At 38.0% G+C, this 17,151-nt stretch carries 16 protein-coding genes; 2 read left to right on the top strand and 14 right to left on the bottom strand.

From position 1 onward, the window contains the following. Positions 1 to 59: 59 nt before the first annotated feature. The 3 genes from H6F39_RS09905 to rpsB form a co-directional block, all read right to left on the bottom strand. Positions 60 to 884 carry a hypothetical protein gene (locus tag H6F39_RS09905; RefSeq protein WP_137907195.1) on the bottom strand — a complete coding sequence of 275 codons (825 nt, stop codon included), beginning with the start codon at positions 882 to 884 and terminating at the stop codon, positions 60 to 62. A gap of 244 nt (positions 885 to 1,128) precedes the next feature. Next, positions 1,129 to 2,073, bottom strand: coding sequence for a translation elongation factor Ts (tsf, locus tag H6F39_RS09900; RefSeq protein WP_137907194.1), 945 nt, complete (start codon positions 2,071 to 2,073; stop codon positions 1,129 to 1,131). A gap of 97 nt (positions 2,074 to 2,170) precedes the next feature. Next, entirely contained in the window at positions 2,171 to 2,944 is a 774-nt protein-coding gene (gene rpsB, locus H6F39_RS09895) for a 30S ribosomal protein S2 (RefSeq protein WP_137907193.1), read from the bottom strand. Between the two features lie 527 nt (positions 2,945 to 3,471). Here rpsB and H6F39_RS09890 point away from each other — a divergent pair. Next, positions 3,472 to 4,533, top strand: a complete 1,062-nt coding sequence (locus H6F39_RS09890) for a D-alanine--D-alanine ligase family protein (RefSeq protein ID WP_137907192.1) — start codon at positions 3,472 to 3,474, stop codon at positions 4,531 to 4,533. 97 nt (positions 4,534 to 4,630) lie between these two features. Next, entirely contained in the window at positions 4,631 to 5,008 is a 378-nt protein-coding gene (locus tag H6F39_RS09885) for a hypothetical protein (protein WP_137907191.1), read from the top strand. An 812-nt stretch (positions 5,009 to 5,820) separates the two neighbouring features. Here the strand turns inward: H6F39_RS09885 and H6F39_RS09880 are convergent. The 11 genes from H6F39_RS09880 to H6F39_RS09830 form a co-directional block, all read right to left on the bottom strand. Further along, positions 5,821 to 6,948, bottom strand: coding sequence for a glycosyltransferase family 1 protein (locus H6F39_RS09880; RefSeq protein WP_190396633.1), 1,128 nt, complete (start codon positions 6,946 to 6,948; stop codon positions 5,821 to 5,823). A gap of 39 nt (positions 6,949 to 6,987) precedes the next feature. Continuing rightward, the gene (locus H6F39_RS09875) at positions 6,988 to 8,250 is read right to left on the bottom strand and encodes a glycosyltransferase family 4 protein (RefSeq protein ID WP_137907230.1); all 1,263 of its coding nucleotides are present in this window, start codon (positions 8,248 to 8,250) and stop codon (positions 6,988 to 6,990) included. Continuing rightward, entirely contained in the window at positions 8,247 to 9,656 is a 1,410-nt protein-coding gene (locus tag H6F39_RS09870) for a hypothetical protein (protein WP_190396632.1), read from the bottom strand. The genes H6F39_RS09875 and H6F39_RS09870 overlap by 4 nt, the downstream gene beginning before the upstream one ends. A gap of 132 nt (positions 9,657 to 9,788) precedes the next feature. Continuing rightward, the gene (locus H6F39_RS09865; RefSeq protein WP_137907188.1) at positions 9,789 to 10,049 is read right to left on the bottom strand and encodes a hypothetical protein; all 261 of its coding nucleotides are present in this window, start codon (positions 10,047 to 10,049) and stop codon (positions 9,789 to 9,791) included. Between the two features lie 212 nt (positions 10,050 to 10,261). Then, the gene (locus H6F39_RS09860; RefSeq protein ID WP_190396630.1) at positions 10,262 to 11,416 is read right to left on the bottom strand and encodes a glycosyltransferase family 1 protein; all 1,155 of its coding nucleotides are present in this window, start codon (positions 11,414 to 11,416) and stop codon (positions 10,262 to 10,264) included. Between the two features lie 47 nt (positions 11,417 to 11,463). Beyond that, on the bottom strand, positions 11,464 to 12,699 hold the full coding sequence (locus H6F39_RS09855; protein ID WP_190371227.1) for a glycosyltransferase: 1,236 nt from the start codon (positions 12,697 to 12,699) through the stop codon (positions 11,464 to 11,466). 8 nt (positions 12,700 to 12,707) lie between these two features. Next, on the bottom strand, positions 12,708 to 12,896 hold the full coding sequence (locus tag H6F39_RS09850; protein WP_137907185.1) for a hypothetical protein: 189 nt from the start codon (positions 12,894 to 12,896) through the stop codon (positions 12,708 to 12,710). A gap of 66 nt (positions 12,897 to 12,962) precedes the next feature. Beyond that, complete coding sequence (locus tag H6F39_RS09845) at positions 12,963 to 14,018, bottom strand: glycosyltransferase family 2 protein (RefSeq protein ID WP_190396629.1); 1,056 nt, start codon at positions 14,016 to 14,018, stop codon at positions 12,963 to 12,965. A gap of 23 nt (positions 14,019 to 14,041) precedes the next feature. Further along, the gene (locus tag H6F39_RS09840) at positions 14,042 to 14,983 is read right to left on the bottom strand and encodes a glycosyltransferase family 2 protein (RefSeq protein ID WP_137907183.1); all 942 of its coding nucleotides are present in this window, start codon (positions 14,981 to 14,983) and stop codon (positions 14,042 to 14,044) included. Between the two features lie 123 nt (positions 14,984 to 15,106). Further along, complete coding sequence (locus tag H6F39_RS09835) at positions 15,107 to 15,955, bottom strand: hypothetical protein (protein ID WP_190371228.1); 849 nt, start codon at positions 15,953 to 15,955, stop codon at positions 15,107 to 15,109. Between the two features lie 239 nt (positions 15,956 to 16,194). Beyond that, on the bottom strand, positions 16,195 to 17,094 hold the full coding sequence (locus H6F39_RS09830; protein ID WP_137907181.1) for a glycosyltransferase family 2 protein: 900 nt from the start codon (positions 17,092 to 17,094) through the stop codon (positions 16,195 to 16,197). Between the last annotated feature and the right edge of the window lie 57 nt (positions 17,095 to 17,151).

Here is a 17,151-nt window from a genome sequence, read left to right as displayed (position 1 = left end):
GATATTCTCATATATTTTTTAACTTTTAAGTTTACATTTTTAATTCCCCTAAAGGCTGACTAATCCTCGAACCAACTAGCACGCCAAGCAGCTTCAGCTTCAGCAATTTTCAGTTCTTTTTGTCTTTTTTGATACTCTTTTCCTACTTTACTCAGTTGCATTAAGATATTACGAATTCTCTTGCGCTCTGTCAATAGTGTCACATCAGCAAATTCTATTTCTCCCAGTCGCAAGTGAATAGCCATAATCTGAGTGATAGAATCTTCCGAATCTTCCTGATCACTAATTTCTATAACTAAGTTTAATATATTGGGAAGACTGGGCATCATATCACTAGAAGATTCTGAGGCAGCAGTTGCAGCGGTTAAAATCGGTTCTGGTAGTTTTTTGGGTAAAACCCCTGTTTTTTGGATGAGAATATTAGCCCCTTGGGAGACTTTTTTTAAAGTTTCTTCAATTCCTTCTTCTACCTCTTGTTGCCATTCTACCAGTTCTATAGGATTAGAAGGATCTAAAGCTTGAGGCTGTTGTTCCTTTTCTTCTTGTTCGTCCTTTTCTTCTTCTTCCTCAGTTTCTAAAACTACTTCTGTTTGGGTAACTTCTGGGGGCTGAATATAACTAATTAATTCCTGAGCGGCTTGTTGACTTAATTTACGAATACCTTGTTGTAATTTTTGCCGCTGATTTAGTGATAAGTTAAGAAATTCATCAGGATATCCTTGGGTACACAGGTAATAACTGGCTAAAATCAATTGTTTTTGTAAAGCCAGTCCCAAGGTATTTATATATCTAGCATAAGCTAAATTCAGTTGTTGAGCGATCGCTCTGGTCGCCTCTTTTAATGCAATAATGTCTTTTTCTATCCGTTCAATTGCTCTCGTCATAATTTTAGACTGGTAATAGTCCTTTGTCTTTTGTCCGTTGTCAACGATCAATTAATTGCCCCCTACTACAAATATAGGTATTTCTGAGAAAATAATCATTACTTAATAAAATACAGGCCAGCGCATTCTCCCTGACCTGTAAATACAAATAGTCATGAATCAGAACTAAAAGTCTATCATCAACAGCAACCCATTAAGTATATATTCTTAGCAACTGACTAATGACTACTGAATACTGATTAAATTACTTAGCACCCATTTGGGCGGCAACTTCCTCAGCAAAGCTAATTTCTTTCTTTTCAATGCCTTCACCCAGGACATAGCGGACAAAGCGATTTACTTGAACTTCTCCACCAACTTGAGATTGTACTTGCTTCACCAAATCTTCTACCAAAATACTCTGATCACGAATATAAGGTTGATCTAGTAAAGTCATTTCTTTCAAGCGCTTTTCAATTCTGCCTTGAACAATCTTTTCCCTAATGTTCTCTGGTTTGTTAGCCAAGTCGTCCTTACCCATTTCAATGTCTTTTTCCTTTTGGACAAGTTCGGCAGGAATTTTGTCCACGCTAACATATTCCACATTGGGACAAGCGGCAACTTGCATGGCAGCATTTTTGGCCAAGCCTTGGAATTCTTCATTAGCAACTGCTGAAGCAGTTTCAGCGGTTAATTCCACTAATACACCAACACGACCACCAGTATGAATATAGCTGTCTGCTATTCCGGGTGTGACTTGTGCTGGGGCAAAAGAGACAAAGCGGCGTACCTGGATATTTTCACCAAGAGTAGCAATGGTTTCTTTGATGAATTCCTCAACAGTGGCGCTGGGCTTCTCAGTATAGGGTTGAGCCAATAAAGACTCAATACTATCAGCAGTTGCAGCTTGTTGAGCCAAGTTCTTCACTAGGGCTTTAAAAGCCTCATTTCGGGCAACAAAGTCCGTTTGACAGTTTACCTCTATGAGTACACCTACCTGACCACCGGGCTGAATATAGGTGTCTACCAGACCTTCTGCGGCAATACGATCACTACCTTTGTCGGCTTTAGCAATACCTTTTTGCCGTAGCCAGGTTGTGGCCGCCTCGATATTACCATCATTTTCCTTCAGCGCCTTTTTGCAGTCCATCATGCCAGCACCGGTTTTTTGGCGTAGCTCTTGGACGAGTTTTGCAGATATTTCCGCCATGTTGCCTCAATTCCTAACTTGACAGATACAAATATTAATTAAGATTCTAAGATGATCAGGACTCATCTTAGAATCTTTAAATCCTGATTACAGATGTTTATTCTTCGTCTGATGACTCAGTGACATCACTTTCGTCGTATTCGTCAGTGTAATCTTCGTAATCGTCGTAATCTTCTTCCACTTCTAGCTGACCGTGACGACCTTCATAAATAGCATCTGCTAATTTACCAACAATTAGCTTAATGGATCTAATTGCGTCATCATTGGCTGGGATAGGAATATCAACTACGTCTGGGTCACAGTTTGTATCCAACATAGACACAATGGGAATACCCAATTTTTCGCATTCTTGAACTGCGTTATATTCCCGTTTCTGGTCAACAATAATCACAATATCCGGGACTTTCCGCATATTCTTAATACCGCCTAGGTATTTTTGTAGCTTCGTCATTTCCCGACGTAGCATGGAAGCTTCTTTCTTGGGTAATAAATCCAGTGCGCCGGTTTCTTCTCTCCGTTCTAAATCTTTGAGACGTTCTGCTCTGGTTTTAATTGTTGCCCAATTCGTCAGCATTCCCCCCAACCAACGTTGGTTAATATAGTGAGAACCACAACGCAGAGCCTCTTGAGCAATAATTCCCGCTGCTTGGCGCTTAGTTCCCACAAACAGGAATTTTTTACCTTGCTCTGATTGGGTTCGCATATAATTATACGCGTTATCCATCAACTGGGCTGTTTGCACCAAGTCTATGATATGTACACCATTGCGTGAGGTGTAGATATAAGGAGCCATTTTCGGGTTCCAACGTCGGGTTTGATGACCGAAGTGAACACCAGACTCCATCAATTGAGCCAAGGAAACTACTGGCATATTTTGTTACTCCTATTCGGGTTAAACCTCCACCCAGGTGCATTTCTCAAATTAAGAAACACCCGAATTCCTGGATGTGCGGAATTTTTGACAACTGTACTAGGGTAACACAAATATATTCACTTTGCCACTGAACCTGGATTTTTTTGTGAGAGTCAAGATTTTTATTAGTTGTCACACAGCTTTATTTACTACTTCCCAGCCTCCGGCTGGGAAGTAGACTTTGAGGCTCTGCCTCCAATAGAGAACAAAGTATTAAGCTGTACTGCATTTAATTTGTATAATTTAGCGGGCAGGATGCCCGCACCACAAGATTTAGTTATATTAGGATTGTACAATTTAGCTGCGTTTCCCCTACTTAGGAGAGTTGACAATTGATTTAAAATCTGTTATCATGAGCGCGAATGCGAATAAATATCTATAAAAGATAATATAGATGAGGTAGAGATCCATGACGGGGGGGTTAATTAACAGTGGCTCTTCTTTGGTAATAATGGAAATTGCGGGTTTTGGAGATATATAAGAAAATGAATAAGCTACGGGTGGGTTTGCTATTTGGTGGACGTTCCGGGGAACATGAAGTTTCAATAATTTCTGCAAGGGCGATCGCTCAAGGTCTAAAATTAGAAGCAAATGCTAATAAATACGAAATTTTGCCTTTTTATATCCAAAAAGATGGAGTTTGGCAATCTGGAGTTATGGCCCAACAAGTTCTAGAATCTGGTGTTCCCCAAGAAATCCTATCTACAACCCCTAATTTATGGCAATTCCCACCCGAAACCGCACAAGTTGAGCTTTGGTTTCCCATTCTTCATGGTCCGAATGGAGAAGATGGTACAATACAGGGTTTATTAACCTTAACACAAGTTCCCTTTGTCGGTTCTGGGGTATTGGGTTCAGCAACGGGAATGGACAAAATTGCCATGAAAATGGCTTTTGCTCAAGCGGGATTACCTCAAGTAAAATATAAAACTGTCACCAGAGCGGAAATTTGGTCAAATCCTTGTGTATTTCCGAAATTGTGTGATGAAATTGAGGCCACATTGGGCTATCCTTGTTTTGTCAAACCTGCTAATCTAGGTTCATCAGTGGGAATTGCTAAAGTGCGATCGCGTCAAGAATTAGAGGTAGCATTAGATAATGCTGCTACTTATGATAGACGCATTATCGTTGAAGCTGGAGTTGTCGCTAGAGAGGTTGAATGTGCCGTTTTAGGTAATGATAACCCGAAAGCGTCAGTCATAGGTGAAATTACTTTTGATAGTGATTTTTACGACTACGAAACTAAATATACACCTGGTAAAGCGGATTTATTCATTCCCGCAAATTTACCAGAGTTAGTAGCACAGCAAATTCAAGAAATGGCCTTACAAGCTTTTGCTGCTGTTGATGCTGCTGGTTTATCTAGAGTAGACTTTTTCTATGTGGAAACTACGGGAGAAATTTTCATCAATGAAATTAATACCTTACCAGGGTTTACCTCCACAAGTATGTATCCCCAACTCTGGGCTAATACTGGTATACCATTTGCCCAATTAGTAGATCAATTGATTGAACTAGCAATTGAAAGACATTCTCCAGTTAATTAACAAAGACTAGCAAGGGGAAATATTTATTTTCCTCTTGTTTTGACTATGATTTGTGTGATTAAGATTAAGGTGATGGATAAAAACTATAGGAAATATAGTGATAAAATACCCTTGGATCTGGTTCTTTAGCTTATTTCTCATTCCTATAGGAATGACGATTTTTGCCTATCAGCAATTGAGTTATGTTGGCTATGTGCCACAGAAAGCACAGGAAGAAGCCCCATTTTTATCTATTCACAAATACCCTATTGCCACATTTTCCGATTCTAGTAATTCTATCCCTCCATGGTTGGTAATAGCGATCGCTGTTTGTTGTGCTGCGGGTTCTTTTGTAATTTTTTACTCACTTCAAAGTTCAATAGAGACACAAAAAACCACTCAACGCACTCGCAACAGTCAAAAATTGCACCCCCAAAAACGTCATAAATCCAGAAATTCCTCCTCTTCATCATCTGACAGCAAAAATCCGCTATAATTTTTTTTTGCCACCTGAGAAAATCCCATACCCCCCATTACCAATGTGGAATCAGTCAGAGACTTGTTGAATATATCTCAACACACCGCTAAAAACCTGAAAATATAAGACTTTTGAGAAAGTGCCAACTTGGCAACCAAGTTTTAATTACCTAAGTTACATTGATTCCAGATAAAGAAATTCAATGTTGTGGTTATTAAAGGCTATTACATATTGATTTTTTTTAGGCAACACCATAGTTTATGGTAACATTTTTTAAGCATAAATAACAATGATTTGTAGATAATTAATTTGGCATTTATTGGCTCAAAAATAATAACAATAATCAGGTTTGACATTTACTGCAATGGGAATCTACTCACCCCCTATAAATACTGTCTTTATTATATCAACCCCCCTAAATAACTGGCAGTATTTATATATTCCTGAACGCTACAGCAGTAAATGTAGAGTGGGAGATTTTAGGCTTTTGGTATGCCTTCTCCCACTCTCTTTTTATTTATAGTGGTTAGTGGACTTTAGACTAAAAACCCACATTCCGCACTTCACAATGTAGTATGAGCCTTTTCAAGAATTACAAGAATTATTTTTAATAAGGGTTTAATGATTAAGTATTAAAACTTAAATTTTTGATAAAAACAGGACTTACGCAAAATATCTCTCCCTAAACCCCCATTTCTCTGGGTTCTCTGTTCGTTTATTCCGTAACTTGTCCGTAAGTCCTAAAAAAATGTATTTTTATGCAGTATAAAAAATAATATAAAAAATAAAATTAAGGGATTCATTATTTCACTTATTTTCCTCTACTACCGCTACTTGTTGAGCCGATAAGTGTTACTGTAAAATTTTAGATATTGATCTGCTATATCTAATTTAGAAAAATGAAAATTATCAGTAGTTCTATTTAAAGGCAGTTCTAAAGTAGAAATAATGGCTTGTGAGAGATTTTTAACAGCATTACCTTGAAGATCAAAATAACAACAGTTAAAACCACAAATTTCTCTAAATATGGGAATATCAGAACAAACTACCTGAGAAGAAAAGTATAGAGCTTCCGCTAAAGGCAAACAAAATCCTTCCTGAGAGGAAGCAGCAATAAAAAGTTGACATTTTTGATACAACCCACATAATTCGTTATCTTTAATTGCATGAATAAATATCACCTGATCTTGAAGAGAGAGATCATGAATTAGCTTGAAAAACCTCTCTGTTTCTGGTCCTGTATTACCAACAATAATTAGTTTGGTATCATTTTTTAGAGATTCATTCTTATACAAAAAATAAAAAGCTTGAATTAACAAATCTATGTTTTTGTTTTTTCGGTGTTGTGCAACACATAACAAAAAAGAATCATTATTACTAATATCTAACTTAGTAGGTGGTTCAGCAATAACAGCACTAAAATCTACATAATTATAAATAACACTCATGGGTTTGATTAATTGAATATTTGGAAAGTATGATTTAAGACTGCTGAGTGTGGATTTAGAAACACAGGTAAGACTATCACTACTTTCTATACATTGTTTTAAAAAAAACCGATTAAAGATAACATTTGGATATCCAAAAACCTCTGGTTTTTCATAAGGATACAAATCGTGTATTGTCGCAACAACAGGACAAGAAAAAAGTGGACGTATAAAAGGAAATGGGAATGATAAATGAACAATATCAGGACTAAAATGTTTTGCTAATTTTGGTAAACCAAATAAAAACCAGAGATTTCTTGCCAATGAACTATTTTGAATCTCTATACTAATTAACTGAATTTTGTGGGAATTAAAGAATAGTTCAAAGTAATCTTTTTGCCATACTCCGACAATTAAGGTCACTTTATTAACCTCTGGACTATCAGCCAGACATTGAGCCAGATTTGCAGCATATCGGCAAACACCTGTTGGTTTTGTAGGCCTATGTAAAGCGGGAATTAGTATGTGCATATTGTCAAAGTCCGAAAAATTAATTACTTAAAAGTAGTTTCAAAAAACTTGAGTCCAACTTGAGTTTTTTGAAACTTTTCTGGTGACAACCTCTAAATAAAGTTTGTGCAACCGTTCTCCGACAACTTGCCAACTGTAGTTTTCATTGACTAATTTCCGGCCAGCCTGACCCATACTAACTATGAGTTCTGGATTTTGAACTAAATAAATCATTGCGGCCGCTAAGTCACGGACAGTTTGATATGGTTCATCAGCAGCAATCTTAAAGCCAGTTTCCTCAGTAACTTGAACAGCAGGTCCGCCTAAATCTAGACAGATAACGGGACGACCCGCTGCCATTGCTTCCATACACACCCACCCGCCAGAATCATGTAAGCTGGGATGAATTAGTAGATGACAGTCCTTTAACAAATCTAAAGCCTTTTCACGGGGCAACCTACCCCAAAATTTAACTTTTTTAGCAATTCCTAAATGTGATGCTAAAGTTTGGAGTTGATGCCATTGTGGTCCATCTCCCACAATCCAGTATTCTGTATTTGGTAGATTTGCTTGAGCAAAAGCACGTAGTCCCAGATGAAACCCTTTCCAGTGTAACAGTCTACCCATACTGATAAATTTCACTATTGGCTCATTAGGGATTTCATATTGATTTAGATGCTCTATGTCTGCTGCTGATAACCCTGATTCCGGCAAAATCTGCATATACTTCACACCCATTTTATAGAGGCGCTGGGCTGTATCCTTAGTTGTGGCTCGGACCACAGCACTTCTTTGAGCAGTAAGACGGACAAATGGGTCTTGCTCTCCTAGCCGGCGAGCAACACTACGAGCAATTTCATAAATTTTGCCATTTAAGCTAAAATCCTGCCAAAAGCTCGCTGGTGCTGATTCTCCACCGCCTACAGGACCCCAAACCAGGGGAATGGGTAGGAGTGACAGGAAGCAAGGACTGGAATACTTAACAAAGGTGACATGGTGGATCAAGTCAAAGCCAATTTTCTGATGTAAGTCACGGGCGACAAAATAGGCTTGAATTTGCCAGAGGTAATAGTGAAGCTGCATTCCCCCAGACTGTCCCCAGCGTCTACTATCCTGCCAGAACGGGAGAGTAAAGTAAACAAAGTGAAGATTGGGAATGGGGTGGCGTGCCAATTCTGCGTTAATAATATCCTGACTCTCATCGGGTCGGGTAAGTACCCATACTTCATGATATTTGGCAACTTCGCGGGCAATATTCCAACCCACACCAGGCTCAGAACCCATACCTGGTTCACAGGAGTAAGCAGACATTAAAATCTTCATAGGGAATTGGTAATTGGTAATTGGTAATTGGGAAATTCTTTCTCTCTCCTGACTGTCTGTATTTTTTTCTTCAATTGTCGTTCTTGCCATGCTAGTCCTAGAATAAAAGCGATAGAAAGCATGAAGCCTGGTTCTTCCATTTGAGTAAAAATAAAACCCATGACAAAAACAGCCAGTAAAGTAACTTTTAAAGAATCATTTAAACGAAAGTGTTGCCAAGCTAAATAGGATAGGAATAGGTATGCTCCTAGACCCAAAAGTCCTAAATCTCCCCATATTCCAGCCCAGCCAAAAATGGGGCTGAAGAGACTTGAACCAGAACAAAGCCAAGAACTAACACAAAATTCCATTCCTTCCCGACCAATTGGATTGGTGGTAGCACCTAGTGGTCCGAGTATAGACGAATAATCTTTAAGAAACCATACACCAAGGCGGCTGACAGTATGCCCTGGACCTAGACCAAATAACCAATCTAGAGGGGATTGGTAATGAGATAAAATGGAACGCACTGAGTAAAATTTTGTATACCAAGCATAACCATCTGCTCCATAAAGTTCCGGTCGCGCCCAAGATGTAAATGCGGCAAATGCCTCTAAGTTTTGTACACACCAAACAAATCCAAATCCGAAGATAGCGATCGCACTCAGAAGTTTGATAGTTTTACCAAAATCCTTTGAATTCACCAAGATTAAAAGAACCCAGGCAATCAAATAAGCAAGTACAATTTGTTTGGAGTCAGAAAATAGAATCTGCCAGAAAGCGGCGATAATAGCCACGATTCTCATCCATAATGGAAAAGTTTTTTCATTAGTGAAGAAGTAAAGAGCAAAGACAACTGATACCGAAGCCGATACATAATTTCCCGCACCGGAAACGAAAAAGACTCCACCACATCCATCGGTGCCATTAAATCCGTTAGCATAGAGTTTTCCGGCATCAATTAGGGGTTTTTGGACAGCAGCGAGAACAAAGTTAATTAAAACAGACCAGATCAACCAATTTTTGATGCGTGTAACAGATTTAGCCGACATGGGAATACACGCGATGGACAAGAGGAAAATGAAGGGTTCGCAAAGCATCATGAAAGAGACAATGGCATTAATTAAGCCTGTGTTATTCCATAAAGCACTAGCCAATACTCCGACGAGAAAAATGAAAATTCCCAATAAGAAAGAATAGGCAATTGCAATCTGTTTGTGATCTTTTGAGCGACTTGTGAATAATATAACTCCTAAAACAAAGGGAACAACTACGAAGTGAGCAAGGTTAAGAATTGAGGGAGCATGAGTAATTGCACAAAAAATGCGAGAGTAAAAAACTACAGAAAAGGCCAAGATAATTAAGCTGGTATTATCAATTACTCCATTTTTTTTCTGTTTCTTACTTGTAGGTGACTGCAAATACATGATATTGAATACCTCAGAACCTTAATTTTCTGATTTTTGAAAATATATTTTATGATTTGATAAATCCATATTTGGCAGGCTAGTAATCATTGATACAATTTTCAGGATTTGAGATTTTGACAGTTGGTAATACTAGTCAATAACTAAGGCAATTTCATCACATAAACGTCCTCCAGATAAGTACAAAATAGGCCATAAGAATGTATTTACTAACCTATTTTTGATTGTTGGGTTATGCCATTGAAACATATAAATTTCTTTGGCATTTAGTCCATAACGAGACAATAAGCAAGACAAGGTTGCGACTGAATAATAAGCACTATGATCAGGATGAACATATTCATATCCTGAAAAACCATAAGTATGTGGTAATTGGGTAATCAGTACACCCAATATGTAATACCCGTTTTTTACGACAGGCATCCACTAACCAATCATCTCGGTTAACCATCTTTAGTCTAGGTAGTTTCATCATAAAATTATCTCTACTCCTAATTTTGTTTATAATCCTAATCAGCTATTTTGATAACCTTTAAATGCAGTCAATTTATTGATAAAAATGTAAACCTGACCCATTAAGTTTTATCTAGACTGGTAATACAAAGTTAGAAAATTGTTTCAGTTAACCTTTGCGGAAAAAAGCCAATTATTTTTTCATAATTTAAAGCTATTTGTTCAGATGTCCTTTTCCATGTTAAAGATTTTGATCTAAGTAGCCCTTGATCTATTAATTGCTTGCGGTAGACAGGATTAATGTGAAGATGATAGATAGCAGAAGCCATACTTTTAATATCCATGGGATTAAGCATGATAGCAGCATTCTCAGCTACTTCTGGGATGGATGAAACGTTAGAAGTAATTACGGGCAATCCGCACGCCATTGCCTCGATAACTGTCAAACCAAAACCTTCATAAAGTGATGGTGCTAAGAGAACATCGGCTGCATTGTAAAGTTGAATGAGAATGTTTTTATCAGCAATACCAAAATCCAGAATATCTTGCCCAAGATTATGTTCTTTAATAAAGTCTATTTGCTTGGGTGTGAATTTACCACCACAACGCCAAAGACTCACTGATAGTCCGCTCTGTTTTAGAGTTTTTAGCACTTTCAACACAGTAATAATGTTCTTTCTTTGGTGAGTTGAACCAACATTAAGTAAACAGATTTCTTCAGGGGATCTCTGATATTTTTGCCGAAAATATTTTATTTCCTCTGATGGTAATCGCTGAAACGATGCTTCAACTCCATTAGGAACTACCAAAATTTTCTCTAATTCAATATCCAGCCTTTTATGAACATCCTTAGCTGTATTTGAGGAAACAGCAATGACACAATTAGCATAACACATTCCTTTAACTGAAAATTGCCAGGATGCCATACTGAAAGCGGGAAAACGGGATTGTCCTTTGAGAATTTCTGGATAGACAAACTGCACTAAGTCATGACAGGTAATAATAATAGGTTTGCCTTTCTTTTTCAACCAATAAGCAACATGAGCATTGGTATGATCAATAATGTGATAAATGTCTCCTTCTAGCTGACAAACTTGTTGGGGATGATGCCAATAGCGTTCATAAAACTTGCGGATACCAGTGCCAGAGTGCCACAGGTTTTCTTGGCTTTTGCTCCAAGGTTGGGGTGCAACTTCGATAATTTCCCAATTTGGACGGATTGCCTTTAATTCGGTAACTAAATTGTCAGCATAGACATCCATACTCAGAGCAACACCAGGTTCTCTACGAACGATCACTAACCGCATTGATGATCTATCTCCCAAAAGACATACTGTGGCATTTATTTCACCTCTTAATTCAGAACAAGTTCACTGTTTTTTTGCCCCAATACTTTCTGCCATAAAATATTTAGACGAGAAGCAATCCGTTCATGGGAGTAAAGTTGATTGACGCGATGAATACAATAATTACTAATCTCTTGACACCACTGGGGTTCACTAATCAGACGTGCTAATATGGCGGCCAATTCCTGAGTATTTTCTTCTCGAAAAATTAAATCTTCTCGTCCAATGACATTGGGAATTTCCCCACTGTTAGAACCAACTACGGGAACTCCCATTGCCATAGCTTCAATTAGGACGTGACCAAATTGCTCTTTCCATTCAGGAGTGGTACGGGAAGGTAACACTAGGACATCAAACTGACTAATCATCTCTGGTGCTTGTTCATGACGGACAGCGCCCTGCCAGATTACCCAATCTGCCACCTCTTGTTCTTGGGATATCTGGTTTAGTTCCGCTTCATGTTGACCAGATCCACAGATCAGGATGCGGAAGTTGAAACCCTGTTCCCGCAACTGGTGAGCAGCAGCAAAAATCAGGTCTATTCCCTTACTGTGGGTTAATCGTCCCAGAAATCCAATCTGGAATGGGCGAACTGCTTGCAGCAGCGCTTCGCTATCGCCTCTAGTGATCCGGTGTGGGCAAGGGGCAAAAAATTCAGGATCAACACCCATTTGCGGCATCACGGTTAATAAACCCTTGTAACCCCAACGGCACATAATTTCCGCCCCATCGTGATTACCTGAGATAATTGCACTAGCAGTATTAAGAACAAATTGACAGATCCAGCGACGGGGAAGGGATAGTTGCCGATCAATATTTTCCCAACCAAAAATAACCAGGGGTTTACCTGTAAATCTACTCCAGAGGGCAAATTGATAAGCACATAGAGAAAATACTTCCTCCTCAACCTGGACAATATCGGGGCGAAAAACATTCAGCACTTGCCAGATTTTCCAGGGTGGATAGATATGTGCGCCTCCACGACCACTAAATAAAACAGGAGCGGAGTAGGTGCGGATATGAGGGTAGGGTGTTTCCAGGGGGATGTGGCGATTCCATTCTAAAGCCTTCCAGTTACTTGGAGTCAGAAGACCTACTTCAATATCATCAATTTCTGCAATGCCTACGGAGTTCGCACAGCGTCTTGAAGAGAGGGAAGCTATAGCATTCAATTTGCCCTGGTTGATACCGACAACGTAGGTGTGACTCACAAAAAGTATGCGTATGGATGAAGAATTGGTCATTATAACTTTTATCCCCTATATAACCATCCAGTCTTGTTTGCCAGAGAGTCTAATTGAATGAATGGTGCTATTATCCGCTTTAAGACCCCATCTGTGGGGGAATTGTAGGTGACATAGACATAAAGTTGATCAAGCACTTCGTCGGCTAACCAACCACTCGGAGTATGAAAACCACAGCCAAGATTAAGTTTTAACATTAAATATCTCCAAAATAGACAATAGCAACTCAAGAAACAAGTTAGGAGTTTATTTAACTAAGTTTTTTAGGCAATCAGCGCCCGGATTTTAGTCACAGTCCAATCAACTAACTTTGGACGATGTTGGGGCGCAAACAACCATGTAATTATTGGTTCAGCTAGAGGTAATGGCATCAATCCCACCCAGATAAACCAGAGGCTGTAGAAAAGTCGCTTTTGCCAATTAAAGTCTGAGTATTTCCATAGACAGCGAATTCCGTAGTAAATTAAATTGAGTGGGCGATCGCTCGAAACTGGATGGTTTTGAGGATCTAAGCGTAAAGAAATAATCCGCGACCATAAACGTCCAAGTGAGCGTTGTTCTAAATCAGTAGGAACTTCATAACCTAATGCTTTGGCTTTCTGAGTTAACAGGGAAAAGTTTTGTAAGTCATGGCGCACAAAGCGTTGAAATCGAGCAGCGGTGACAGTTGCCAATGCCCACTGATTTGTATCATGAATTCTGTAAGTGCCTAATGGTTCTTCTATTGCTGCTACATCACCATAAAAAGGAACTTGGAAAGATAAATAGTCATTTGCTGTGAGTTTATATTCATCAGGAATGGGAAAAAGCTTTTCCAGAACCTGCCGATTCAGGGCATTACCACTAGTGGGAGTGCTAACATATTCACCCTTATCTAAGAGGACTTTCCACACATCTCCAGTGGAAAGAGGGGCAGATCCTTGGGGACAAGAGTAGCCAAGAGATTTGCCAATCTTATCAACAACTGTTAAACGATAGTGGACTTTAGAAAGTTCTGGTTTCCAAACAGAAACGATTTGTGCAACGGCGTGAGGAAATAAATAATCGTCGGAATCAAGAAAAATAATGATATCACCCTGACTTTTAGCAAATCCGCTATTAAAAGCCGCAGCTTGTTTGCCATTGGGTTGGAAAATGGGAATGATGCGTTGACCATATCCAGCAATAGTATCACGGGAATTGTCAGTTGAACCATCATCAACAACAATAATTTCAGTATGAGGATAGGTTTGGTTAATGGCGCTATTGATTGCTTGTGGGAGAAAGCGATCGTAGTTATAGTTATTGATGATGATACTAATAAATAGTTGAACCTGCATATTACTAATTGGCTAATAGTTTTCTAAATTAATTTAGCAATTGCGGGCGGTAAAAATAATTTCATCAACCTACGAATTCCACCTAAACTCAATCTTTTAGACAATGGATAGTATTGGCTAAAATAAATATCTAAAGCTTGCTTCTTATTCCCCACATTAATCAGCTGAATGATTGCAGTTGAGGCTTCTTTTTTAAGTTCATAGTCTTTAGAGCAAGATAGTTCTTCTGGAAAATCAGTATTGAGAATTATATGGAAAGATTGTGCAGTGGAATCATCATTGATATTGCTAGACATTGAATTTTTAGTCATTCGATACTTAGCAGTATGTTTGTCCAAGAAAAAGAAATTCGAGTATGCAAAGCCCAGTCGTAAACTAAAATCAAATTCTCCTCCATTTCCTACTTCTTCATAAGAACGCCATTTTATAGCCTTAGCGGCAGATGCCAGAATCATAAAACAATCGTTGGGGAACTGGTGCAGTAAGGCAGCCTCTATGGAAGATTTTTGTAATCCAGATTTATCGCTAGTACGAAAGTAGAATTGATTAAGCTTAGAGCTAAGATTATGGTCAATAGTACCTTCCTCGGAAATAAAATACTGCTTGCCATAAGCTGCGACTAAATTGGGATGAATATCCCAGCAACTATTTAAGTCTTCTAGGGAATTTGGTAGTAGTAAGTCATCATCATGAAGAAGAACTATTTTATCTCCTTTTGCTATCTCATATATAAAGTTGATATTTCCTGCCTGACCTAGAGAAGGAGAATGCCTAGTATAAGAAATAGGAATTTTGCATTTATTCTTAATATCTAAAACTAGGTTCTCAGTTATGTTATCATGAGAGTCATCACCTATGACGATCTCGATTGGTTGGAGAGTTTGTGCAAATACTGAATACAAAGCTTCTTGAAGAAACTTAGGTCTTTGATATGTTGGGATACATACAGATATGGATGATTGCATTAATTTTTTAGTATCACTAATTTTATAGGACTATCCTCGTTTGATTAAGTTTGGTCGTTTATAGGTTAGAACTCTGACTTTGCATAAAGACATTTTTTCTCTCTTCTGATTACTACCCTGCCATTATTTCAGGTGAGTAAATTTCTCTCTTAAATTTATAGTCTGCTTATATAGTTCTGAATCGGTTGACAATAATTCTTTAAGCTTATTGACACTAACTGAGTATTTAGGAGTCGCAATTAAACGATGAAAATAATAACTGAATGTTCGTACAAGTATAAATATCCTTTTTGGATATGGCATATGCTTATACTTAGAGAGAAACTGATCAGAAAGCCAATCATCAACAAGCTGATATAGCATTTTATGATCTGACTCTGATTCAGGTCTGACATAGTTTTCGCCTGAGTCGTTAGATATAAAAATGTTGTTAAATTGAATTATATCAGAACAATAAAAATTTTGAATTAGCACCTCTTGAATTTCGCAAGAAATCCACCAATAGATACTATCGAATTGATTTTGATAGGGTAACAGAATAAAATCTTTGACTACATCTTGATGAAATGCCATTAGTTGTTCATCATTAGTTAAAAAGCATTGAGATTTCATTCCTTTGAGGGGAGTCTGGAATGTTTTGCGATTTATCGGGACAGCGATCGCTGGTTTGTATTGCAATAGCTGTTTTTCAAATGTTTCCCAGCTTCCTTTGATGAATTTTATATCGTCATCACAAAATATATAGTAGAGATATTCTCCTTTATTCAAAGCCATTTCCAGTAGCTTGTTTCTTCCTTCTGCCCAGGTAGATTTGGGGAAAAATATTGATTCTTCAATGGCTTGATTTATTACTGTTTCAATGGGCTGATCATAGGTTAAAAAGATAACGTCAGCATTTGGGTTTTCTGATAGATGCAAGTAATTTTTCATCAACTCAGCTTTACCTTGGACAAGATAGATAAAATCTTTCATGACAGATTACAAAGAAATGGGCATGGGTAGAAACTATTTTGTGTGGGGAGGGTATTTTTTTCTTCCCAGCGATTATCTCAGTTTGCAAATATTCAAAAGTTAGATATATTTTCAATTTTTACAGCAAAAACTTATTGAAGCGTAAGATTGCTGATTTCCTGAAACGAGCGAGGTTGCAATATTTCCCAACAGAAAAAAGTACGTTTATTAAGCAGCAAGCTCTTGACCGACTACTAAATTCAAATAAACTTATATTCTTTTATATACCAATAAGAATCTTGTAAATCTGCTCTTTGCCTCACTATCTTTTTACCTGTGTAGCCGATCAATGATCGCATTACTTTTTTCAATTTTGGGGTTTGATGAATATCAAAATGATAAATTATGTTCCTCCATATATTGGTAGAATACCCTAATCCATCTCTCATGGTAGATAATGACTTTTCTGCTTCATTGGCGTACTCTTCGATTTTGCGACTTTTCTGTTTTGATTGATGACGAATTCCACCTAATGGTGAATTTGTTCCATATAATTCTGCATAAATGAAGAAGCGAGACCAAAGTTCAAAGTCACTAGCGAGTTTTAAATCGGTATTAACATAACCACCGGCTTTTTCCCATAAACTACGTTGCCAGAAGGTAGACTCCTGTTGTATCCATCCTGCGCTTTTCCTGCCATAGCCAATGTAATAACCATCCAAAAATGCTGTTTTGGAAAACCCAGGATATAAAGCAAATCCCTGACAAAAGCCATGCCAATCCCAACCTCCTGGCTGAAGGCTTGTTAGCCACTCAATTTGTGGCAACTCAGATATAATACTTGCTACTGTCCTAAATGCCCAAGGGCAGTACATATCATCGCTGTTGATCCATGCCATGATTTCACCAGTAGAATGTGAAAATCCCTTGTTGATTGCATGATATTGACCATCATCAGGTTCGCTACACCAAAAAGCTAACTGCTTTTCATATTTTTTTATAATTTCTACGCTACCATCATTCGATCCTCCATCAATAATGATATATTCTAAATTGGGATAATTTTGAGAAAGAACACTTTGAATCGTAGCTTCTAAAAATTCGGCTTGATTAAACGAAGGCGTTATTATGGAAAGCTTAGGATATTTTTGTAATAGCATTATATCTCCTGGGATATTCTTATAACTTAGGCATTGAGAACAAACATCATCTATAGT

The sequence above is a fragment of the Dolichospermum sp. FACHB-1250 genome, assembly GCF_014696335.1.
Lineage (GTDB): Bacteria > Cyanobacteriota > Cyanobacteriia > Cyanobacteriales > Nostocaceae > Dolichospermum > Dolichospermum planctonicum.
This window is presented reverse-complemented; position numbering and strand designations above follow the sequence as displayed.